Annotated in this window: 18 protein-coding genes and 4 pseudogenes; 13 read left to right on the top strand and 9 right to left on the bottom strand. The window is 58.8% G+C overall.

Features of this window, described 5'->3' with window-relative positions:
* Window positions 1–4: 4 nt before the first annotated feature.
* Both traF and traA read right to left on the bottom strand, forming a co-directional pair.
* On the bottom strand, window positions 5–532 hold the full coding sequence (traF, locus tag ACQY1L_RS24400) for a conjugative transfer signal peptidase TraF (protein WP_430246265.1): 528 nt from the start codon (window positions 530–532) through the stop codon (window positions 5–7).
* The gene (gene traA, locus ACQY1L_RS24395) at window positions 529–3,831 is read right to left on the bottom strand and encodes a Ti-type conjugative transfer relaxase TraA (protein WP_430246268.1); all 3,303 of its coding nucleotides are present in this window, start codon (window positions 3,829–3,831) and stop codon (window positions 529–531) included. Before traA ends, traF begins: the two co-directional genes overlap by 4 nt.
* A 269-nt stretch (window positions 3,832–4,100) precedes the next feature.
* Here traA and traC point away from each other — a divergent pair, with 269 nt between their 5' ends.
* From traC to ACQY1L_RS24365, 6 genes are all read left to right on the top strand, one after another.
* On the top strand, window positions 4,101–4,397 hold the full coding sequence (traC, locus tag ACQY1L_RS24390; RefSeq protein WP_430246270.1) for a conjugal transfer protein TraC: 297 nt from the start codon (window positions 4,101–4,103) through the stop codon (window positions 4,395–4,397).
* A gap of 4 nt (window positions 4,398–4,401) precedes the next feature.
* Entirely contained in the window at window positions 4,402–4,617 is a 216-nt protein-coding gene (gene traD / locus ACQY1L_RS24385) for a type IV conjugative transfer system coupling protein TraD (RefSeq protein ID WP_430246273.1), read from the top strand.
* Window positions 4,604–6,574, top strand: coding sequence for a Ti-type conjugative transfer system protein TraG (gene traG / locus ACQY1L_RS24380; RefSeq protein WP_430246275.1), 1,971 nt, complete (start codon window positions 4,604–4,606; stop codon window positions 6,572–6,574). Before traD ends, traG begins: the two co-directional genes overlap by 14 nt.
* Complete coding sequence (locus ACQY1L_RS24375) at window positions 6,571–7,023, top strand: thermonuclease family protein (protein WP_430246277.1); 453 nt, start codon at window positions 6,571–6,573, stop codon at window positions 7,021–7,023. The genes traG and ACQY1L_RS24375 overlap by 4 nt, the downstream gene beginning before the upstream one ends.
* A 96-nt stretch (window positions 7,024–7,119) precedes the next feature.
* On the top strand, window positions 7,120–7,386 hold the full coding sequence (locus tag ACQY1L_RS24370; protein ID WP_430246279.1) for a WGR domain-containing protein: 267 nt from the start codon (window positions 7,120–7,122) through the stop codon (window positions 7,384–7,386).
* Window positions 7,387–7,469: 83 nt separating this feature from the next.
* Window positions 7,470–7,748, top strand: a complete 279-nt coding sequence (locus ACQY1L_RS24365) for an HU family DNA-binding protein (RefSeq protein WP_003518435.1) — start codon at window positions 7,470–7,472, stop codon at window positions 7,746–7,748.
* Between the two features lie 45 nt (window positions 7,749–7,793).
* On the opposite strand, the gene ACQY1L_RS24360 is transcribed toward ACQY1L_RS24365, so the two are convergent.
* Window positions 7,794–8,105 carry a DUF736 domain-containing protein gene (locus tag ACQY1L_RS24360; protein ID WP_041699667.1) on the bottom strand — a complete coding sequence of 104 codons (312 nt, stop codon included), beginning with the start codon at window positions 8,103–8,105 and terminating at the stop codon, window positions 7,794–7,796.
* A 505-nt stretch (window positions 8,106–8,610) separates the two neighbouring features.
* On the opposite strand from ACQY1L_RS24360, the pseudogene ACQY1L_RS24355 reads away from it, so the two are divergent.
* From ACQY1L_RS24355 to ACQY1L_RS24345, 3 genes and pseudogenes are all read left to right on the top strand, one after another.
* A pseudogene (locus ACQY1L_RS24355) lies at window positions 8,611–8,780 on the top strand (IncP-type conjugal transfer protein TrbI); the annotation flags it as partial.
* A 218-nt stretch (window positions 8,781–8,998) separates the two neighbouring features.
* Window positions 8,999–9,622, top strand: a complete 624-nt coding sequence (locus ACQY1L_RS24350; protein ID WP_430246282.1) for a DUF433 domain-containing protein — start codon at window positions 8,999–9,001, stop codon at window positions 9,620–9,622.
* A 4-nt stretch (window positions 9,623–9,626) separates the two neighbouring features.
* A complete protein-coding gene (locus ACQY1L_RS24345; RefSeq protein WP_430246284.1) occupies window positions 9,627–10,004 on the top strand; it encodes a DUF5615 family PIN-like protein in 378 nt (125 codons plus the stop codon).
* Window positions 10,005–10,129: 125 nt separating this feature from the next.
* Here ACQY1L_RS24345 and ACQY1L_RS24340 read toward each other — a convergent pair whose 3' ends face one another.
* Window positions 10,130–10,426 (bottom strand): hypothetical protein, encoded by a 297-nt coding sequence (locus ACQY1L_RS24340; protein WP_430246382.1) that lies wholly within the window; start codon window positions 10,424–10,426, stop codon window positions 10,130–10,132.
* Between ACQY1L_RS24340 and ACQY1L_RS24335 the strand changes: the two are divergent.
* A pseudogene (locus tag ACQY1L_RS24335) lies at window positions 10,427–10,940 on the top strand (type IV secretory system conjugative DNA transfer family protein); the annotation flags it as partial. It lies immediately after the preceding gene.
* A 125-nt stretch (window positions 10,941–11,065) separates the two neighbouring features.
* Here ACQY1L_RS24335 and ACQY1L_RS24330 read toward each other — a convergent pair.
* The 4 genes and pseudogenes from ACQY1L_RS24330 to ACQY1L_RS24315 form a co-directional block, all read right to left on the bottom strand.
* Window positions 11,066–11,287 carry a hypothetical protein gene (locus tag ACQY1L_RS24330; RefSeq protein WP_430246286.1) on the bottom strand — a complete coding sequence of 74 codons (222 nt, stop codon included), beginning with the start codon at window positions 11,285–11,287 and terminating at the stop codon, window positions 11,066–11,068.
* Window positions 11,288–11,949: 662 nt separating this feature from the next.
* Window positions 11,950–12,048 (bottom strand): annotated as a pseudogene (locus ACQY1L_RS24325) (Ku protein); the annotation flags it as partial.
* A gap of 46 nt (window positions 12,049–12,094) precedes the next feature.
* Window positions 12,095–12,799: an SOS response-associated peptidase gene (locus ACQY1L_RS24320; RefSeq protein ID WP_430262148.1), complete on the bottom strand. Its 705-nt coding sequence runs from the start codon at window positions 12,797–12,799 to the stop codon at window positions 12,095–12,097.
* 284 nt (window positions 12,800–13,083) lie between these two features.
* Window positions 13,084–13,212, bottom strand: a complete 129-nt coding sequence (locus ACQY1L_RS24315) for a DUF2256 domain-containing protein (protein ID WP_430262158.1) — start codon at window positions 13,210–13,212, stop codon at window positions 13,084–13,086.
* A 261-nt stretch (window positions 13,213–13,473) separates the two neighbouring features.
* Here ACQY1L_RS24315 and ACQY1L_RS24310 point away from each other — a divergent pair, with 261 nt between their 5' ends.
* On the top strand, window positions 13,474–14,124 hold the full coding sequence (locus ACQY1L_RS24310) for a DUF2461 family protein (RefSeq protein WP_430246293.1): 651 nt from the start codon (window positions 13,474–13,476) through the stop codon (window positions 14,122–14,124).
* A 153-nt stretch (window positions 14,125–14,277) separates the two neighbouring features.
* Here ACQY1L_RS24310 and ACQY1L_RS24305 read toward each other — a convergent pair whose 3' ends face one another.
* Window positions 14,278–14,535 carry a DUF3253 domain-containing protein gene (locus ACQY1L_RS24305; protein ID WP_430262146.1) on the bottom strand — a complete coding sequence of 86 codons (258 nt, stop codon included), beginning with the start codon at window positions 14,533–14,535 and terminating at the stop codon, window positions 14,278–14,280.
* A gap of 446 nt (window positions 14,536–14,981) precedes the next feature.
* Between ACQY1L_RS24305 and ACQY1L_RS24300 the strand changes: the two are divergent.
* Together ACQY1L_RS24300 and ACQY1L_RS24295 are read left to right on the top strand one after the other, a co-directional pair.
* Window positions 14,982–15,716: pseudogene (locus ACQY1L_RS24300) on the top strand (IS5 family transposase); the annotation flags it as partial.
* 560 nt (window positions 15,717–16,276) lie between these two features.
* Window positions 16,277–16,600, top strand: a complete 324-nt coding sequence (locus ACQY1L_RS24295; RefSeq protein ID WP_430246298.1) for a LysR substrate-binding domain-containing protein — start codon at window positions 16,277–16,279, stop codon at window positions 16,598–16,600.
* Window positions 16,601–16,650 lie beyond the last annotated feature (50 nt).

Here is a 16,650-nt window from a genome sequence, read left to right as displayed (position 1 = left end):
CAAGTTACGGTTCGAAAGTGAGGACCGGGCGCGCCAGGCCGAGAAGGCCCGTATCGGGAACCGGCCCGAAGTACCGACTATCATAGGAGCTCGCAAAGGATGAGTGAAGAAACAGATTTCTCAGTGGCACGATGCCGGTTTTGAACGGTGTGATCGGCCTGCCTTCTCCATCGCTCGCTCGAACGATCGATGAGGCGAGAGGCTTGCCGTCGACAGTGACATTCGCGCCGATTTTAATGTGCTGTCCGGGAAGTGCCGCCACCGTCTTGATCAGCGGCGCAAAGCCACCGGGGCAGAGGCCACGCCTGACATAGCCGCGGCGTCGTGCCTCCTCGAATGGCGCGGTCACCGGTGGGCAAATGAACACGAGATCGCCAGTTTCGACCGGACGCCGCAGGGCTACGATACGCCAGAGCCCAAGCGGCTCGCTCGGTGTCAGGTTCAACCGAAAGTCGCCCATATAGGCGACTGCCACTAGTGCGGCGATCGCCCCGCCCGCGCCGGCCAGGAACAGGAGAAGCCGCCCCCTCATTGCTTCATCACCGGCGTCTGGCGCGGGGCGAGACGCAAATCCTCGGCCTGCCGCAGGGTCTGGACGGTGCGCTCGTGCGCGGCGAGCTGCTGGGACGCGCGCATGATCGGCCAGGCCTCTGTCAGACGCTCCTTCTGCTCGGGCTGCATCCCTTCGGAGAGTTTGTCGAAGAGCTTTCCGGAGGGTTCGCGCGCGGCATTGGTGAGCAGGGTACGCTCGCCGAAGCGTTCGGTGACGGCCTGGTTGAACCCGTCAATTTCCAGTTTGGTTTCCCGATTGCTCAGTGCATAGGCCATGGCCGCCGGCAGATCATTGCGGTCGATCGCATCACGCACGCGCTCCAGCACCACATGTGCTGCCGGCGAGAGCGCCGGGATGTCGATCGATACGCGCTGACGCAATACCTGTTCATCCGCCTTCAGCCGCTGCACGGCGGTCTCGCGCATCCTCAGATACTGCTCAAGATCGCGCTTCAGGGCCGGAACATTGAGGTCTGCAACGCGACGGTCCTCGCGCTCAGTCTTGCTGGCAAGAATGCCGGTCTTGCCCTTCAGCGGTCCGATCGACGCCGGGGCGGTCGTCAACGTCTGAAGCGCCAGTTTCGCCGTTTCCTTATCCACTAGCACCGCATCGAAGTTCATCGCCCGGAAGGCGGTCTCGGGGTCGGCGAACACATAAGCGAAGCGGGTCGAGACCTCTTCCCATTGTTTCCTAAGGGCTGGATCGGTGTCGAGCTTGTTCTCCACCGTATCGGCAACAGAACCAGGGAATGTCTTGATGCCTGCAACCATGGGCGCGGCCTCCTTCATCGTTTGGGTTTTTGGGGGATGGTGCAGACCGAGACGCTCTGCAAAGACTGCGAGGCGCTGGCCAAGCTCGACCAATTTCGTCTTCTGGCGCAGCGTCCAGTCGAGCCGGTCGCGCACGAGCGTGCGGTCCACCTGGACCATGTTGAGCCCGCGGCTTTCCGCAAACCGCAGCGCCTCGCGGTAGAGCTTTCCGCGCTCGTAATCGAGCGTGGTCTCCTTGGCATTCTTTCGGGAGAGTACCTTGGCCAGGCCGCTGTTGAAGGCGAAGGACCGGCGTCCGTAGTAAAGCTGCAAGTCCTCGCGATGGCGGGTCATCGCCACATAGGTCAGATGCCGGTCCAGCGAGAGGCTTGCCAACACCTTCACGCGGTCGACGGTCGCGCCTTGGCTTTTGTGGATCGTTGTGGCGTAACCATGATCGAGATTGCTATAGGAGCGTTGCTCGACGATGAACTGCCGGCGCTGATCACCCTCTCCGACGACAGCAACGATCCTGTTCGGTGCGGCCTCAATGACATGAGCGATCATGCCGTTCTTGACGCCGAGCGATCCTTCGTTCTTCAGGAAAACGATCTGGTCGCCCGCGTCGAACTGCCTGACACCGTCAGCCGTTTTGAAGACATGGCCCTCACCGACAATACCGCGTTCGACGAGTTTTTCGCGGGCCATGACGTTGAGCATGCGCACGTCACGGCGAAGATGCGCGAGGATCAACGTTGTCTTCGTCTGATCGTAATCGTGGTTCCAGTCACCGATCAGCCGTTCGACCGCTTCGGCCTTGAGGCGCGTTCCCGTGATCCTCGTATTGGCCTCGTAAGCGTCCAGCGCCTTTTCCACATTGCCCCTCGCCAGATCGAGCGATGCCCTGCGCATCCAGTCCTCGCGCTGGCGATAGATTGTCTCGAGTTCGGCATAACCGATGCGGTCAACGATGGCGCGGAAGGCAGCCCCCGCCTCGATCGGCTGGAGCTGTTCGGGATCGCCGACCAGAACGATCTTGGCGCCCGCCCTGACGACGGCATCGACAAAGCCGGCCATCTTTTTTGAGGCGACCATGCCGGCCTCGTCCATGACGAAGACGGTTTTGTCATCTAGAATGTCACGGCTCCGATTCCAGCGCAGTTCCCACGACGCGAGCGTCCGGCTTTCGATGCCGGCTTCCTTCTCCAGGCCCTCGGCTGCCTTGCCGGCAAGCGCTCCGCCGACGACACGATATCCAGCCAGTTCCCACGCCTCGCGGGCAGCCTTCATCATCGTGGTTTTGCCGGCGCCGGCGCGTCCAACCACCGCTGCGATCCGGGCGGGACCGGCGATCCGCTCGATCGCCGCTTTCTGCTCCTGCGACAACCGCTCATGCCGCCGGAACGTTGCGTCCAGAGCAGCTTCAGAGACAGCATGGCCGTCCCGGTTCGACAGCCACAACGCCTGTCGCACCATTGTCGCTTCCAGCCGGATCATCGCCCGGGTCGAATAACGGGCCGGCACCTTTTCTCCGGTTGCGAACGCGATCGTGTCACGCTGCAGCCGGAGAACCTCGGGGTTCAGGATGATGCGTAACATCAGTTGCTGGAAGACAGCCGGGTCATCGATATAGCGATGCAGAACCTTGGCGACATCGCGCTCATCGAAGACGCTCTTCTCGCGGGTGATAAGATCAACCACGATGCCCGGATTGCGAAGAATACGGCGGGCATTCTCGCTCCGCCGCTCTTCGTTCAATTCGATGCGCTCAAGCTCTGGCCGGACGCCCTGCTCCTGCGCCTTGCGCTCGATCGCCTTGGCGCCAACGCCGAGATGGATGGTCGGCTCGAGCTCGATGCCTTGCTTTTCGTAGGACCGACCATCGATCTCGAGATCGATGCCGCCAAGCGCCAGGTGATGGTTCAGCCGCTCGAACCATCCATCGCGCAGGGCGTTGAAGTCATCCATCGACCCGGCCCAGAGCTGATAGAGGATTTTCCCAGACTTCGTGCGGACGGGCTGGCCGTCCTCGCCAATGACCGCCACCTTCTTCGATCCGAACCCCTCCTCGGTCAGCGGACGCAATGTGGTCATCAGGTGGATATGCGGGTTGCCGGGATTGTCATGGTAAACCCAGTCGGCCACCATGCCCTTGGCGAGGATATGCTTTTCCGCGAAATCCCTGACCAGGGCGATGTTCTGCTCCGAGGTGAGCTCCAGCGGAAGCGCGATTGTCAGGTCCCGGGCAAGCTGCGCATCGGCGCGCTTTTCGAACGCCTCGACCTTGTTCCAGAAGGCTTCGACCGCTCCCGATACCGAGCGATCGGCGATCAACGCGCGCACCCATTTCGGGGCATCGGCAGGCAAGACGAACTCCTCGTGCAGGAGCCCCTGTTTACGGGTGTAGTCGATGGTACGGGCCTCGCGCTCATATTCCATCTTCGCGCAGTGCCGGTAGGCCGCAGACAGCACCACGCTGCGGCCGCCGCCGCGGCTGACGATGCTGGCTGAGAAGTGGGCGATGGCCACGGCGTAAAACACTCCCGGTTCGAACCTCGTTCCCAAAGAGCAGCCAGGTCGAGCGGCAACCTTACGACGGCCCCGCCAGGGCCGTGGGCAAGCACGTCGCATCAGCGACGTATAATTGCGCCCTTGGATCCGCTCCTTCGGAACGGCGGGATCATCCTCCAAAGTGTCGGCTTTGCCGACGTGCAGATCTGCACATTCCTTCGGAAGTGCTTTTGAGGAAATCTTGCAACGGAACAGACGCCCAAGATTTCCAGGGAGATGCGACCGGAATGAAGAAACCGTCATCGAAGATCAGGGAAGAAATCGCCAAATTGCAGGATCAACTGAGACAAGCCGAAACACGCGAGGCCGAGCGCATCGGCCGGATCGCGCTGAAGGCCGGTCTCGGTGAGATCGAGATCGAGGAGACCGAACTACAGGTGGCGTTCGAAGAGATTGCAGGGCGGTTTCGCGGAGGCAAGGCCGCTTCAACCGGAAGGAAAAATGCCGGGGATGGTCGAACCGGCGGTGAACCATCGGCGACGGTCGCGTCCGGCGCGCCTGCGGGCGGGCCTGGTGAGGCTTGAACGGATGGCCCGCACGATGACGGCTGACGCACGCAAGAAAGACACGCGCGAGAAAATCGAACTCGGAGGCCTGATCGTCAAGGCAGGACTGCGCTACGAGAAGCGGGCTCTGCTGCTTGGCATGCTGATCGATGCCAGTCGCCGCCTCAAGGGCAACGATGCGGAGCACTCGCGCCTCACGGCGATAGGCGCGGAGGCGTTCGCTCATGACGGCGAGTAAACTGTTCCTCGCCACCATCCCGGCCACGACGATGATCGTCGTCGTGGTTTTCATGCCGGGGATCGAACAATGGCTGGCCGCGTTTGGCAAGACCGCGCAGGCCAAGCTGATGCTCGGGCGTATCGGCCTCGCGCTGCCCTATGCCACCGCGGCTGCAATCGGCACGATCTTTCTGTTCGCGGCGAATGGCGTAGCGGGTATCAAGGCGGCAGGATGGGGCGTCGTCAGCGGAAATGGAGTGGCAATCCTCATCGCTCTCCTGCGCGAGGGGGTTCGCCTGGCCGGGATCGCTGGCGACATCCCGAAAGGACAATCCGTGCTTGGATATGCGGACCCCGCAACGATGCTTGGCGCATCGACAACGTTCCTCGCCGGCGTCTTCGCACTGCGCGTCGCGATGAAGGGGAACGCAGCTTTTGCCAAAGCCGCACCAAGGCGGATTGGGGGAAGGCGAGCGGTGCATGGCGAGGCCGACTGGATGAAGGTGCAGGAGGCCGCAAAACTTTTCCCCGATCCCGGCGGCATTGTCGTCGGCGAACGGTATCGCGTCGATCGCGACAGCGTTGCTGCTGTGTCGTTCCGCGCCGATGATCCGTCGACTTGGGGCGAGGGAGGCAAGAGCCCGCTCCTATGCTTCGACGGCTCTTTCGGCTCCTCGCATGGCATCGTCTTCGCCGGATCCGGTGGCTTCAAGACGACGTCGGTAACGGTCCCGACCGCGCTCAAGTGGGGTGGCGGTCTCGTTGTCCTCGATCCATCGAGCGAGGTCGCGCCAATGGTAGCGGAGCATCGCCGCAAGGCTGGCCGGAAGGTGATCATTCTCGATCCCTCGGCACCAAGTGTCGGCTTTAACGCGCTCGACTGGATCGGGCGACATGGCAGCACGAAAGAAGAAGACATCGTCGCCGTCGCAACGTGGATTATGACCGACAATCCCCGCTCGGCCTCTGCACGCGACGATTTCTTCCGGGCGTCGGCGATGCAGCTTCTGACGGCCCTGATCGCCGACGTCTGCCTGTCCGGTCACACGGACGAGGAAGACCAGACGCTGCGCCGTGTGCGTAAGAACCTTTCGGAGCCTGAACCACAGCTGCGGGCGCGCCTGACAAAAATCTACGGACAGTCGGAATCGGACTTCGTGAAGGAGAACGTTTCGGTCTTCGTCAACATGACACCCGAGACCTTTTCCGGCGTGTACGCCAACGCGGTGAAGGAAACCCACTGGCTGTCCTATCCGAACTATGCCGCACTCGTCTCGGGCAACAGTTTCTCGACCGACGATCTCGCCGAGGGCGGAACCGACATCTTCATAGCGCTCGATCTGAAGGTACTGGAAGCCCATCCCGGACTGGCGCGAGTGGTTATCGGATCGCTGCTCAATGCCATCTACAATCGTAATGGCGATGTGAAAGGTCGCGCGCTCTTCCTGCTCGACGAGGTCGCCAGGCTCGGCTATCTGCGCATCTTAGAGACCGCGCGCGACGCCGGACGCAAATATGGCATCACGCTGACGATGATCTTCCAATCCATCGGCCAGATGCGCGAGGCCTATGGCGGGCGGGACGCGACGAGCAAGTGGTCCGAATCCGCGTCGTGGATCTCGTTTGCCGCGATCAACGACCCTGATACCGCCGACTATATCTCGAAACGCTGCGGCGATACGACGGTCGAGGTGGACCAGACAAACCGCTCGTCAGGGATGAGGGGATCGTCGCGCTCACGTTCCCGGCAGCTCAGCCGCCGGCCACTGATCCTGCCGCATGAGGTGCTGCGCATGCGCGCGGACGAGCAGATCGTGTTCACATCAGGCAATCCGCCGCTCAGATGTGGTCGCGCCATCTGGTTCAGACGTAAGGACATGAGCGCGTCCGTCGGAGAAAACCGGTTTCACAAGCAAATCAAGGAAGGGGTGAAGAGCTATAAGGCCGCTCCGACGACAGATACTGAGGAGACATGAAAGTGAGACTTTTTACGGCAATTGCCAGCCTATCCGCCTTAGCCATTGGCTTCCTCGCATCTGTTGCCTCAGCCCAGCCTTCAAGCAGTGCAAGCAGCGTGAGCGAAGCCTTCTCTATCTGCGGAAGCGGGCAACGGATCACTTGCGTGGTGGATGGTGATACGTTCTGGTTTCGAGGCGAGAAGATCCGGATCGCCGACATCGACACGCCGGAGCTCAGCCCGCCGCGATGTGAGCGCGAACGCGAGCGAGGGCTTGCCGCCAAACAGCGTCTGCTCGACATCCTCAATTCGGGTCCGCTCTCGTTCAAGACGACCGCAAGGGATGAAGATCGCTTCGGTCGCAAGCTCAGGATCGTCTATCGGGAGCGACGATCGGTCGGCGATATGCTCGTGGCCGAAGGCTTGGCTCGGAAGTGGGAAGGATCGCGCCGGAGCTGGTGCAAATGATCCGGGCGCCGGCGGATCACTGTTGTGAATCGATGATGCCCGACCGATTCAAAACTGTCATTGGACGGCAGATTCCGAACGCGCGATTCTACGGGCATGATCACGCAGCCCTACCACCTCTATGTCGAGCGTATCGCGCCGGAAAGGAACATGGCGCGCTTCTACGCGCTCGCCGTTCAGCCGACATTGTTCGGCGAGGTGTCGCTTGTCCGTGCCTGGGGGCGGATTGGAACGCGCGGACAGCAGATGGTGCATCTGTTCGACAACGAGAAGCAGGCCATCAACCTGTTCCTCGACGTGCTTCGCGAGAAGCGTAAACGAGGCTATCGGCCAAAACCACCTGTGGACATCAAGCGGATCTGATCCTCGACCCCATCGTGACCGATGACAATCCAGTCAGAAGCTGACACGGATTTTATCTTTGACAACAAGATGCGAGGAATTCCATGACCACCACCAATGAAATCGCCGACAAGATCGCAGCCGATAACGGCCTGACGAAGGTTCAGGCCAAGGGTATCGTTGAATCCGTGTTCCAGGCCATCGCCGATGCCGCAGGCTCCGACGCTGAAACCTCGATCCCCGGCTTCGGAAAATTCAAGGTGAAGGCATCGCCTGAGCGTGAGGGTCGCAATCCTGCGACCGGAGAGAAGATGACAGTTGCGGCTTCGAAGAAGCTGACCTTCGCGCCTGCCAAGGCGCTCAAGGATGCTCTGAACAAGTGATCCTTGACGTGGAGAGCCCCGCCTTTTCAGGCGGGGCATCCAGTGTCAGTCCCGGTTCGACCGGGACCAGATGAGGGAGAGGCCTTCCTCGCCTTCGACCTCGATCAGCGTTGCGTAGATTGGGGCCGGGAAGCTCGGATCGTCGAGCTTGACCGAGAGGTAGTCGCGGCCTTCGTTCGAGGTCTTCTTCCAGGCTGCGCCGAATTCGACCGTAGCCCCGGCGAGGATGCGGTAGTCCGGGCCCTTTTCGGAAGTGCGCTCGACGGCGCGGATGGTTGCCTTGACGTTGAGGTTGAGGGTCTTGATGGTGCCGGAGAAGCCGTTGCCGGAAGCGGTGAAAGAGCCGATGGTTGCCATTGTCGTATTCCTTTTCGGTTGTTCGGGCCGCGTCCATCGCTGCCTCGATGGCAGTCGATAGGACCGGAGACGATCGGCCTGCATCCAACGGACCGAAACGGAGTGGAGGACGGCCAGGGAGAGGCTTTCTTGTCTCGCGAGGAATGGGCGCTTCAGCGCACAGGGGAAGAAAACGAGCCGGCCGTTGCGGATGCCGATCGAGCCGAGCATCGCGAGGCGGTCTTTGGTCAGACATGCCCCATCGAGAACGCAGTGGACATGCCAGCTGGCAGATGAAGGGGCACGGCATGGCATCTTCGGTTGTGACAAGTGGGCTGCGTTGCATAGCGCCTACAAGCCTCAATCGAATGGATGAGACAACGCCACATGTGGGAGATTACCGGAACGGAACTTTGCATCCTCTCGCGTAGATGGTTTTGAGGCCATGCCTGGACGAAATCATTGAGGCGCGCTGCTCCGTCGCACGATGCACCCGACCGCACACACCTCGCCAGAAAATCGCTCTGACATCAATGATCTCGGCAATCTCCCAAACCAAGTCGTCCCACAGTTTCGCTCTACGAATTGAAGCGGGGATCCGTCTTTCCTGCGACCATGATCTTTGGCTTGAACTGTGACTTTCGGGCAGGATCTCGCCACAGGTCAGTCAGAACGTTTATGACCGCGCCAGGGGAAGAGTGAAGCAAAACTCCTCCGTGATTACGTTACATGAGATTGCCCAGGCACTGGGTGTGAGCCATGTCGAACTGGTCATGGCGGACAGAGGGATTTGAAGCAAATGGCCCGGCCTCGCCAGTCAGATGTGATGAGTCCACTCAATCCACCAGATCATCGAAACGCCTCTTCACTTCCTATCCGGATGCTATTATATATTCTCCACAAGGAGAATGATTATGGCTCAGATGTCACGCGTCTACACGCCTGCAGAAGCAGCCGCCGTCAGCGAAATTGCCGTGAAGTCGGTGCATAACGCAATCGACAAACGGATTATCGCCCGACGTCTCGCTGGAAATGAAGGGCGCGCGCTTTCCGACGATGATTTGCTGCGGCTCAAGCTCTGGTACGGTGTCGGCTCGATCCTGTCGGCTGAGCTTCGCCAACGGCTGTTCGACACCATAGACCAGAATCCAGATGCCGATACTGTTCGAGCAGACGATTATCTGATCGTGGATGTTGCCCGGGCCCGGGAACAGCTTGCTGCGCGTGCGGAGGCACTACGGGAAGCGGAACGGGTTATCGAATCCGTAAGGGGCGTCCTTCGCGGCGAACCGGTCTTCAGCAAAACCCGTGTTCCGGTCAGGACGATTGCCGCCATGAAGGCCCACGGCGCGACCACCGAGGAAATTGTCGACGGGTATCCTTCGCTCACTACGCGTATGGTAGAACTCGCAGAGATCTGGACTGCCGCTCACCCGGCACGGGGCCGGCCCCGCAAACTTTCCGACCTTGGCGCGACTGTGAAATCTGTAAAGCGTCTCTCACTTCTGAAGGCCGCTAGCAAGTCGTCCGGCAGCTGATCTCGTGAAGTTCCTGATTGATGAGTGCCTTCATACGTCTCTTGTCGCCGTCGCTCAGAACAACGGCCACGATGGCTTCCACGTAAATTGGCTCGGCTTGAGCGGCCAGAAAGACTGGGATCTGATGCCGCGCATCGTGGCCGAGGACTACACCTTTGTGACCAACAACGCGCGCGATTTCAGGAAACTCTACAGCAATGAAGAGATCCATGCGGGATTGATCATCATCGTGCCTCAGGTTGTTCCGGCATTGCAGCGCGACCTGTTTACGCTCGTTCTGGAGGAAGTTGCAGGCGGCGAAGAAGTCCTGAACGAGGTGATCGAGATCAGCATTGAGGGCGATGAGGCAGTTCTCACACGCTATTCGCTCCCGGCAAACTGAGAACATCCTTAATTCACTGGTTCCTAGAACAGCGGCTCGATCCGGTCACTTTTTGGGCTCCGATCCTAGTCGGATCGATCCTGATACAGCGTCGTCGGGTTTGGTCGGAGTTTGCTCTCGCATTTCTAAATATCCGTCCTCGCCAGCATCATCGGCCTCCACCGGCCAACGCTGCGCGACCGCGCCACCCGTATCCTCAGCCTGTAACAGGCCTCATCCTTGAACTTGCCCGGCCGCCAGGCGCGGATCGCGTCATCGAACAACAGCGGGAAAACCTCTTCGCTCCTCGGATTTCCATACCGCTTTGCAACGAAACGAAGGATCTTGGCGAACATCGCTGTGCCCATTCGCAGGTTGGCGCAAGGATCGACCAGGTCGACCTTCAGTTCAGAAGCATCATTCGACTCGATAGCCGAGGGGATCTCGGCCACATGCGTATTCTGGAGACCGCGCGAGATGCCGGCCGGAAGTATGGCATCTCGCTGATAATTATCTATCAATCGATCGGCCAACTTCGTGAAACCTATGGGCGCAACGCGTCGAGCAAATGGTTCGAGTGCGCAAGCTGGATCAGTTTTGCCGTATCAACGATCCGGCAACCGCCGATTACATCTCTCGTCGATGCGTTGTGACGACCGTAGAGATCGATCAGGTCAGCCGCAGTTTCCAGTCACGCGGCTCGTCTCGAACGCGCTCAAAGCAGTTGGTCGCCCGGCCGCTGATCCAGCCGCATGAAGTGTTGCGCATGCGGGAGGATGAGCAAATCGTTTTTACGGCCGGCAACCCGCCACTCCGATGCGAGCGCGCCATCTGGTTTCGGCGGGAAGATATGACAGCCGCGTCGGACGGAGCAGGTTTTGGCAGCGCGAAGCGCCTGCCGACAAAAAAATGAAGAGCATCGGAGAAATCAGCATCGCGACGACCGACAGGGCGTGATTTCGGGAATTCTCGTCATGCATCGGTCGGATATGAGGCAGCCGCAGGAGGCTTAGCATAGCGCCGCGCAAGCGGAAGCCGGGACCGACTGCCCCCGACAGAGGCATTCCGCTTCAGACGGTCGCTTACTCACCGGAGACACCCTCTGTCAGTCCGTCGAAAACCACCATCATCGCGTCGGTTATGGCTTGGCCAAGAGCGTTGCCACTCGCGCGGACGTCGTCCTCAGAACCATCGCGGGCAGCACGTGCAAGATCAAACCCCTGAGCCGCAACAATCTGCTTAGCGACTTCGATGGCCCAGAGGCCAAAGTCGCCGCGGTTGTCGATCTGGATTGCGTCTTCCATCTGTCCTCCTGAATTTGCTTCGGCGGTTCTTTCCATAGACAATACGCAATGACAAGCGCGAAGCACTGAAGTTGACCAGGGTCCCATCCAAGGTCTCGCCAGGACATGGAGCGGCCGGCGAGAACCGTGGTGTTGAGCTGGAGGTACCGGCCCGGCGAACCGGCCACACTGCCCCATGCGATATCGTTGAAGCTCGACCGCAACCTGGAGAGACAATGCGCCAGCAGACCAAGCCTTCGTCGTCGAAGGAAAACCATCTCAGAACCCAGGCGTTGCTAACCGACACTCATAGTAGGTTGATCGACGGAGAACCGGGCCTGGTCCAGTAGGCCACCCATAAGACCGGAATTGGTTTGCTTCGGCGGGAATTGAGGTGTGGCAAAAATCGTTCACAGAAGCCAGTTCAGCATTTGCCGAGCATCTGCTTGACCCGGTCAGCGACGCCGGTTTCCTCCTAGTTGGACAGGGCTTTTAGAACAGCGACGCCCATCTCACCGAGTGGCTCTATCCGCGCAATGCAACTGGAGAATTTGGCCCAGTGCCAATACTCATGGATGTTGCCTCTGGAGCGACTAAGGAACGCGGTCGTTGCGCCTCATAGTAAGCTCTGACCGGATCTCGCCAGCGAGCAGCCTGAGTATCAATCTGCCACCTGCGCCGCGCGGGTCTAACGCATCGATTTCGAGCGTCCGGTCGGTCTCTGGGATTGCCGCGGCAACCTCGTCTGGATCGATGACGATGTACTGGCCATTTTCGACTTCATAGCGCTGCGTCTACCTTCCTTCGGCACCAGCTTTCGACGATAGGTCAGCCGAACAGGTCTTTCGTCAGTGCCGGCAATTCCCCTAGGCCTCCAACCGCCGTGTAGCGCGGCAGCACCATCATTCGATCGGCGGGTAGAGGGCGTTGAAGAGCCTTTGCCTCGCTCCACGGCGCGGTCATCCAAATCTCGCATTCTTCCTGCGTCGTCAAAACAACGGGCATGGCCTTCGGGTGGATGGGCTTTACGATCTCGTTGGGGTCGATCGTCAGGAAGGCGTAGAGGTCGTGTTCTCCCTCGCGGGGCGCCTTGATCGGTCCTCGTGAGCCAATCCACTTGGTATGAATGCCCGCGAGCATGAACAGTGGCTGATCCTCGCCGACGACGAACCACCGGAGCGGCTTCTTCCCCGTACCCGGGTCGGCCATCTGTTCGTACTCGCTAAATGCCGTCGCGGGAACAAGACAACGGTTCTCGACGCGCAGCCACTGCTGCCAGTGTGCAATGAAGGTCTTGCGGACGTTCGTTACGCCCCGGTCAGGCTTGCCGTCGAGATGCACCTCAGGCGTCGGCATGCCCCAGGTCGACATCGTCAGCTCGCGCTCGCCTTCGGTGTCCACGCGGATGATCGGCCCCTCTCGATCGGGGTGGACGTTGATCGACGGCGGTAGGTTTCCTTCCCGAAACTGCGCGATGCTGATGAAGTCCCTAATGGCCTGCTGGTTAGTCGTGACGTTGTAGAGGTTGCACATACCGTCTCTCCGTGTCGTCTGTAGATATACGGGTAAGCCGAAGTATCAACACCAGGCATAGCTGGACGTGAAGGGCGGAGGCGCATCAAAGATAGTCGAGGGGGCGAGGTCAGGCGGCTCAGTCAGATCGAAAGCCATATGGTAGTGGCATTTAAAGCTGGGAGAATGGACAAGCGAACGATCCTGCCTTCGTTGCTGCAGTTAACGCGAGCGCGCGATCCGCATTACCCCCAACCCGCCCGCCACTCTAACGGAATTGCAGGCTGTGTCGTTTAGCGTCGTGATCACGGCGTGGGTAATGGTTTGAGCTTCGAGCGGCGGCAGCGTTCAGAACAGTACTTCACGTCGCTCCAGTTCTTTGCCCACTTCAGCCTCCATGCAAAAGGTTTTCCGCATGTCGCGCACGTTTTCATCGGCAGATCCGCTTTCTTGACCATTCTTGCCATATGGATCCTCCGCTAGAAAACGTGTTTTCGAAAATGCAAACGAACCACTTGCTGGTGAGTTACCGAAGTAGCAGTTCCGAAAGCGTTACCCGTATTTGGGGATAGCTATCAGCGATTAGAAGCACCCGAGTTTCAACTCTTTCATTGCCGCTCGACCCATCTTCGTTCCCTTTATGTTTCACATACCCTATGAGAGGACAGGACAGCTTGCCATGTTTGGGACAGTGAATGATCAGCCAATCGACTTTTGATTTTCTAAAGGAAGCGTCCAGTAGTCACGGCGCCGAGTGGCTTGACGACAAAAGAGCTGAACTTGATTGCGCGCGCCGCGACCTGATTGAATTCACCTTGGCGTTGGCTACAAGCACAGGGTTGATCGACAAGCGCGTTTATGAGGCCAACCGAGATCCCCGAAAATGTTTGAGTACCGCGTCTATCTCGAAAGGCACCTGCTGCATCACGTTGCGAGTTTCGCCTTCAAAGAACGCGGCCGCGACCTATTTCGTCCAAATCTCCCCGCACGGCTCCTACAGCGGGGGCGGAGCGCTGCTACCTCCGCCAAGGCTCGCCCGCATTTTGCGGCAAACGATCGCAAGCCACACCGGCAAATGGAGAGGGATTGTCGAGGGTCCGTTATTTTGGAAATACTTCCCGAATGGTTTGACAGGCGGACATGATTTGAGAGCCAGCGGGTACGTCAAAAATCACGACGCGCTCCACTTTCTTAATCTCAAAAACTTTGGAGCCTGTTGCAACGTTTCTGACGAGATGCTCGTGTCCGCCAATCTGGTCGAGGAGATAGTAAAATCGTTCGCCGCTGCCCGTGCCCTGGTCGATTACATCAATCGCGCAACGACAAAGCTCCCTGAGGCCCGATAACCGCGTGGCTCTTCCGCGCACACTTACTGACCCGAAGCTTGTCGACATGGAACAGGGGCTCGCGTCTACCGGCACGGTCGAGATGTGCTTGATCGGTTTTCTGTCACTAAGCTCGTTGAGGGCACCCAACGAGTGGCTGCAGAAGTCTAGGCATTACGAATTTTGCTTGCGAGCACTTATGCGGTAGGGACCGGCTCTCTCCCTCATTACGACAGATTTCCAGGTAAGGGTGATCTCTCCTCGCGCAATCAAGGCATCAACCGCTTCATGCACGGCTGGCATGTAGTCAACCCACTCAAGCGGGACGTTGTCATCCGTTGCAAGGCTGCGCGCAACTTCGCTCGGGCACGTCGTCCCAGCAGGTCGACTTGCGACAAAACTCAAAATGGTCGATTCCGCATCTGCACTCATGGCTTGGCCCCATCCCATTGAAACGTCTCAAGGGTCATTTTGACAGGTAGATTGTTTTAGCAAAGCATCAGGCAAGACCATCTGTGCGCAATACGTCTCAAAGCGGTTGGCCGGCTGGACGGCTTCGTGTTGCGTTGGGGGAGAGATCGACATTCTTCAGGCAAAGCGATACGAAAACCGTTCACCCCCATATGGCAGCCTTCAGCGCTGTCCTGGCTGCAACGAAAAGCAGCGGATCTGTCATCTATAATGGGCGCACTGGTGCGGCGCAAAAAATGTTGCGGACGAGGGCCCGAACCTTACGATTGTCAGCGGTCAGCGGTTTTTCAATTTGCCCAACAAAGGCGACACGGGTAGTAAATACAGTAACATCAATGACTTCGTAAAAATCGCGTAATGCGATTTATGGAACCGACGGGTCATTTGGCGGGTGTTTGACGCCTCAACTGCCGAGGCCACGCAGGCTCGGTCGACCGCGTAAGACGGAATTGCGCGAGGTTCTGAACGCATTGCTTTATATCGCGTCGACCGGATGCCAATGGCGGATGCTCCCGAAGGATTTTCCACCCTATTCAACCGTGCAGGGCTACTTCTACGAGTGGCGGGCGACTGGCATGTGGCTGAGGATCAACCATCATCTCGTTATGGAGACGCGAGAGCTGGAAGGAAAGGAAGTCTCACCGACGGCAGGGGTGATCGACAGTCAGAGTGTCAAAACGACCGAAAGCGGAGGGATTGCGGGCTATGATGCGGGCAAGAAGATTAAAGGCCGCAAGCGCCATATCGTCGTCGACACGCTCGGCTTGATGGTGGGGCTCGTCGTTCACAGTGCTGACATTCAGGACGGCGATGGTGCAGCGACGGCTCTCAAAACTATCCTCAGACGCTGGCCGTGGCTCAGGCATATTTTTGCTGACGGCGGCTATGCCGGTCCGAAACTGCGGGCGGCATTACGCAAGGTCGGCAAGTTCACGTTGCAGATCGTCAAACGAACAGACAAGGCAAAGGGCTTCGAAGTGCTGCCGCGTCGCTGGGTCGTGGAGCGCACATTCGCCTGGCTTGGAAGATGCAGGCGACTGGCCAAGGATTGGGAGAAATCAATCACTTCCACTGAAGCCTGGATGCTGATCGCCCACATCCGCCTTCTCACCCGAAGGCTTGTAAGATACCATGTTTATTGAGTTCTTTTCGAGTCAGGCTCTTAAACGTCAAAATATACACGCGGGACCGACTCACAACGTTGCGCCGCCGAGACACAATCGTATCTAACGGGCTCGGCCGACATTCGTCGCACCGGATCGTCATCGAGAAGTAGGACCCGGCCGATGGCAAAGGATCGGCATTTAGCCCCTTGAAGAGCTGGGTGCTCGTGATAGCAACCGACAAGCCGGCGCAGGACTTCAATACGTTCGCACGTCGTCATTTCCCGATTAAGGGCTTGGGATCCCGATGGGGCAACATTGCATTGCGGCAAAAAATCTATAATCTTGGCGCGAGAAGAGCGCGAGAGGAGCGCGACAGGAAGAGACGTATTGCTTTGGCGGTCGAGAGTTTAGCCCGAGGCGCTTCAAATACGGAATCATCCGATCAGCGCGCAGCCGCTCGAAAAGTTCATGAAAAGCATGTCCGTTGACTGGCTGGTCCGACAACGGGGCTCAATACATTGAGCTGATGTATCTGCTGGCTAACAAGTACCTTGTGATTAACGACCCGCTGCGGAAACAGGAGGTGGATACTAGCCGTGCGTTGGATCGTCGATCGCGTTCTTCGTGAAAACGGGCTGGAATCCACCAACCGCTCTCAGTTTATACAGGTAGAGACGATCATCGCCATGGCGGAGGCCGGCCTGGGCGTTGCCATACAGCCCAGTACCCGGTTGGAGAAACAGCCGCTAGCACACGCCCGCGCCATCCCGCTGACGGAACCGCAGATCCGGCGCACGATGTCGTTGATCCGGTTAAAAAACCGCGACCTTTCTCCAGCGGCGAAGTACCTTGCCGGCAAGATTACCGTCGAAATTCGGCGGGTTAGTGAATATGCTGCCGACGAAGTTCTCATTTCTTAGCGTTAGCTGTTTGACGAGATCCGAAACCTTTGGCCGCTATATCAGGTCAT

It is taken from the genome of Neorhizobium sp. DAR64862/K0K3, assembly GCF_050500185.1.
GTDB lineage: Bacteria > Pseudomonadota > Alphaproteobacteria > Rhizobiales > Rhizobiaceae > Neorhizobium > Neorhizobium soli.
The sequence above is the reverse complement of the archived record's forward strand: the minus strand, read 5'-3'. Positions and strand labels throughout refer to the sequence as shown.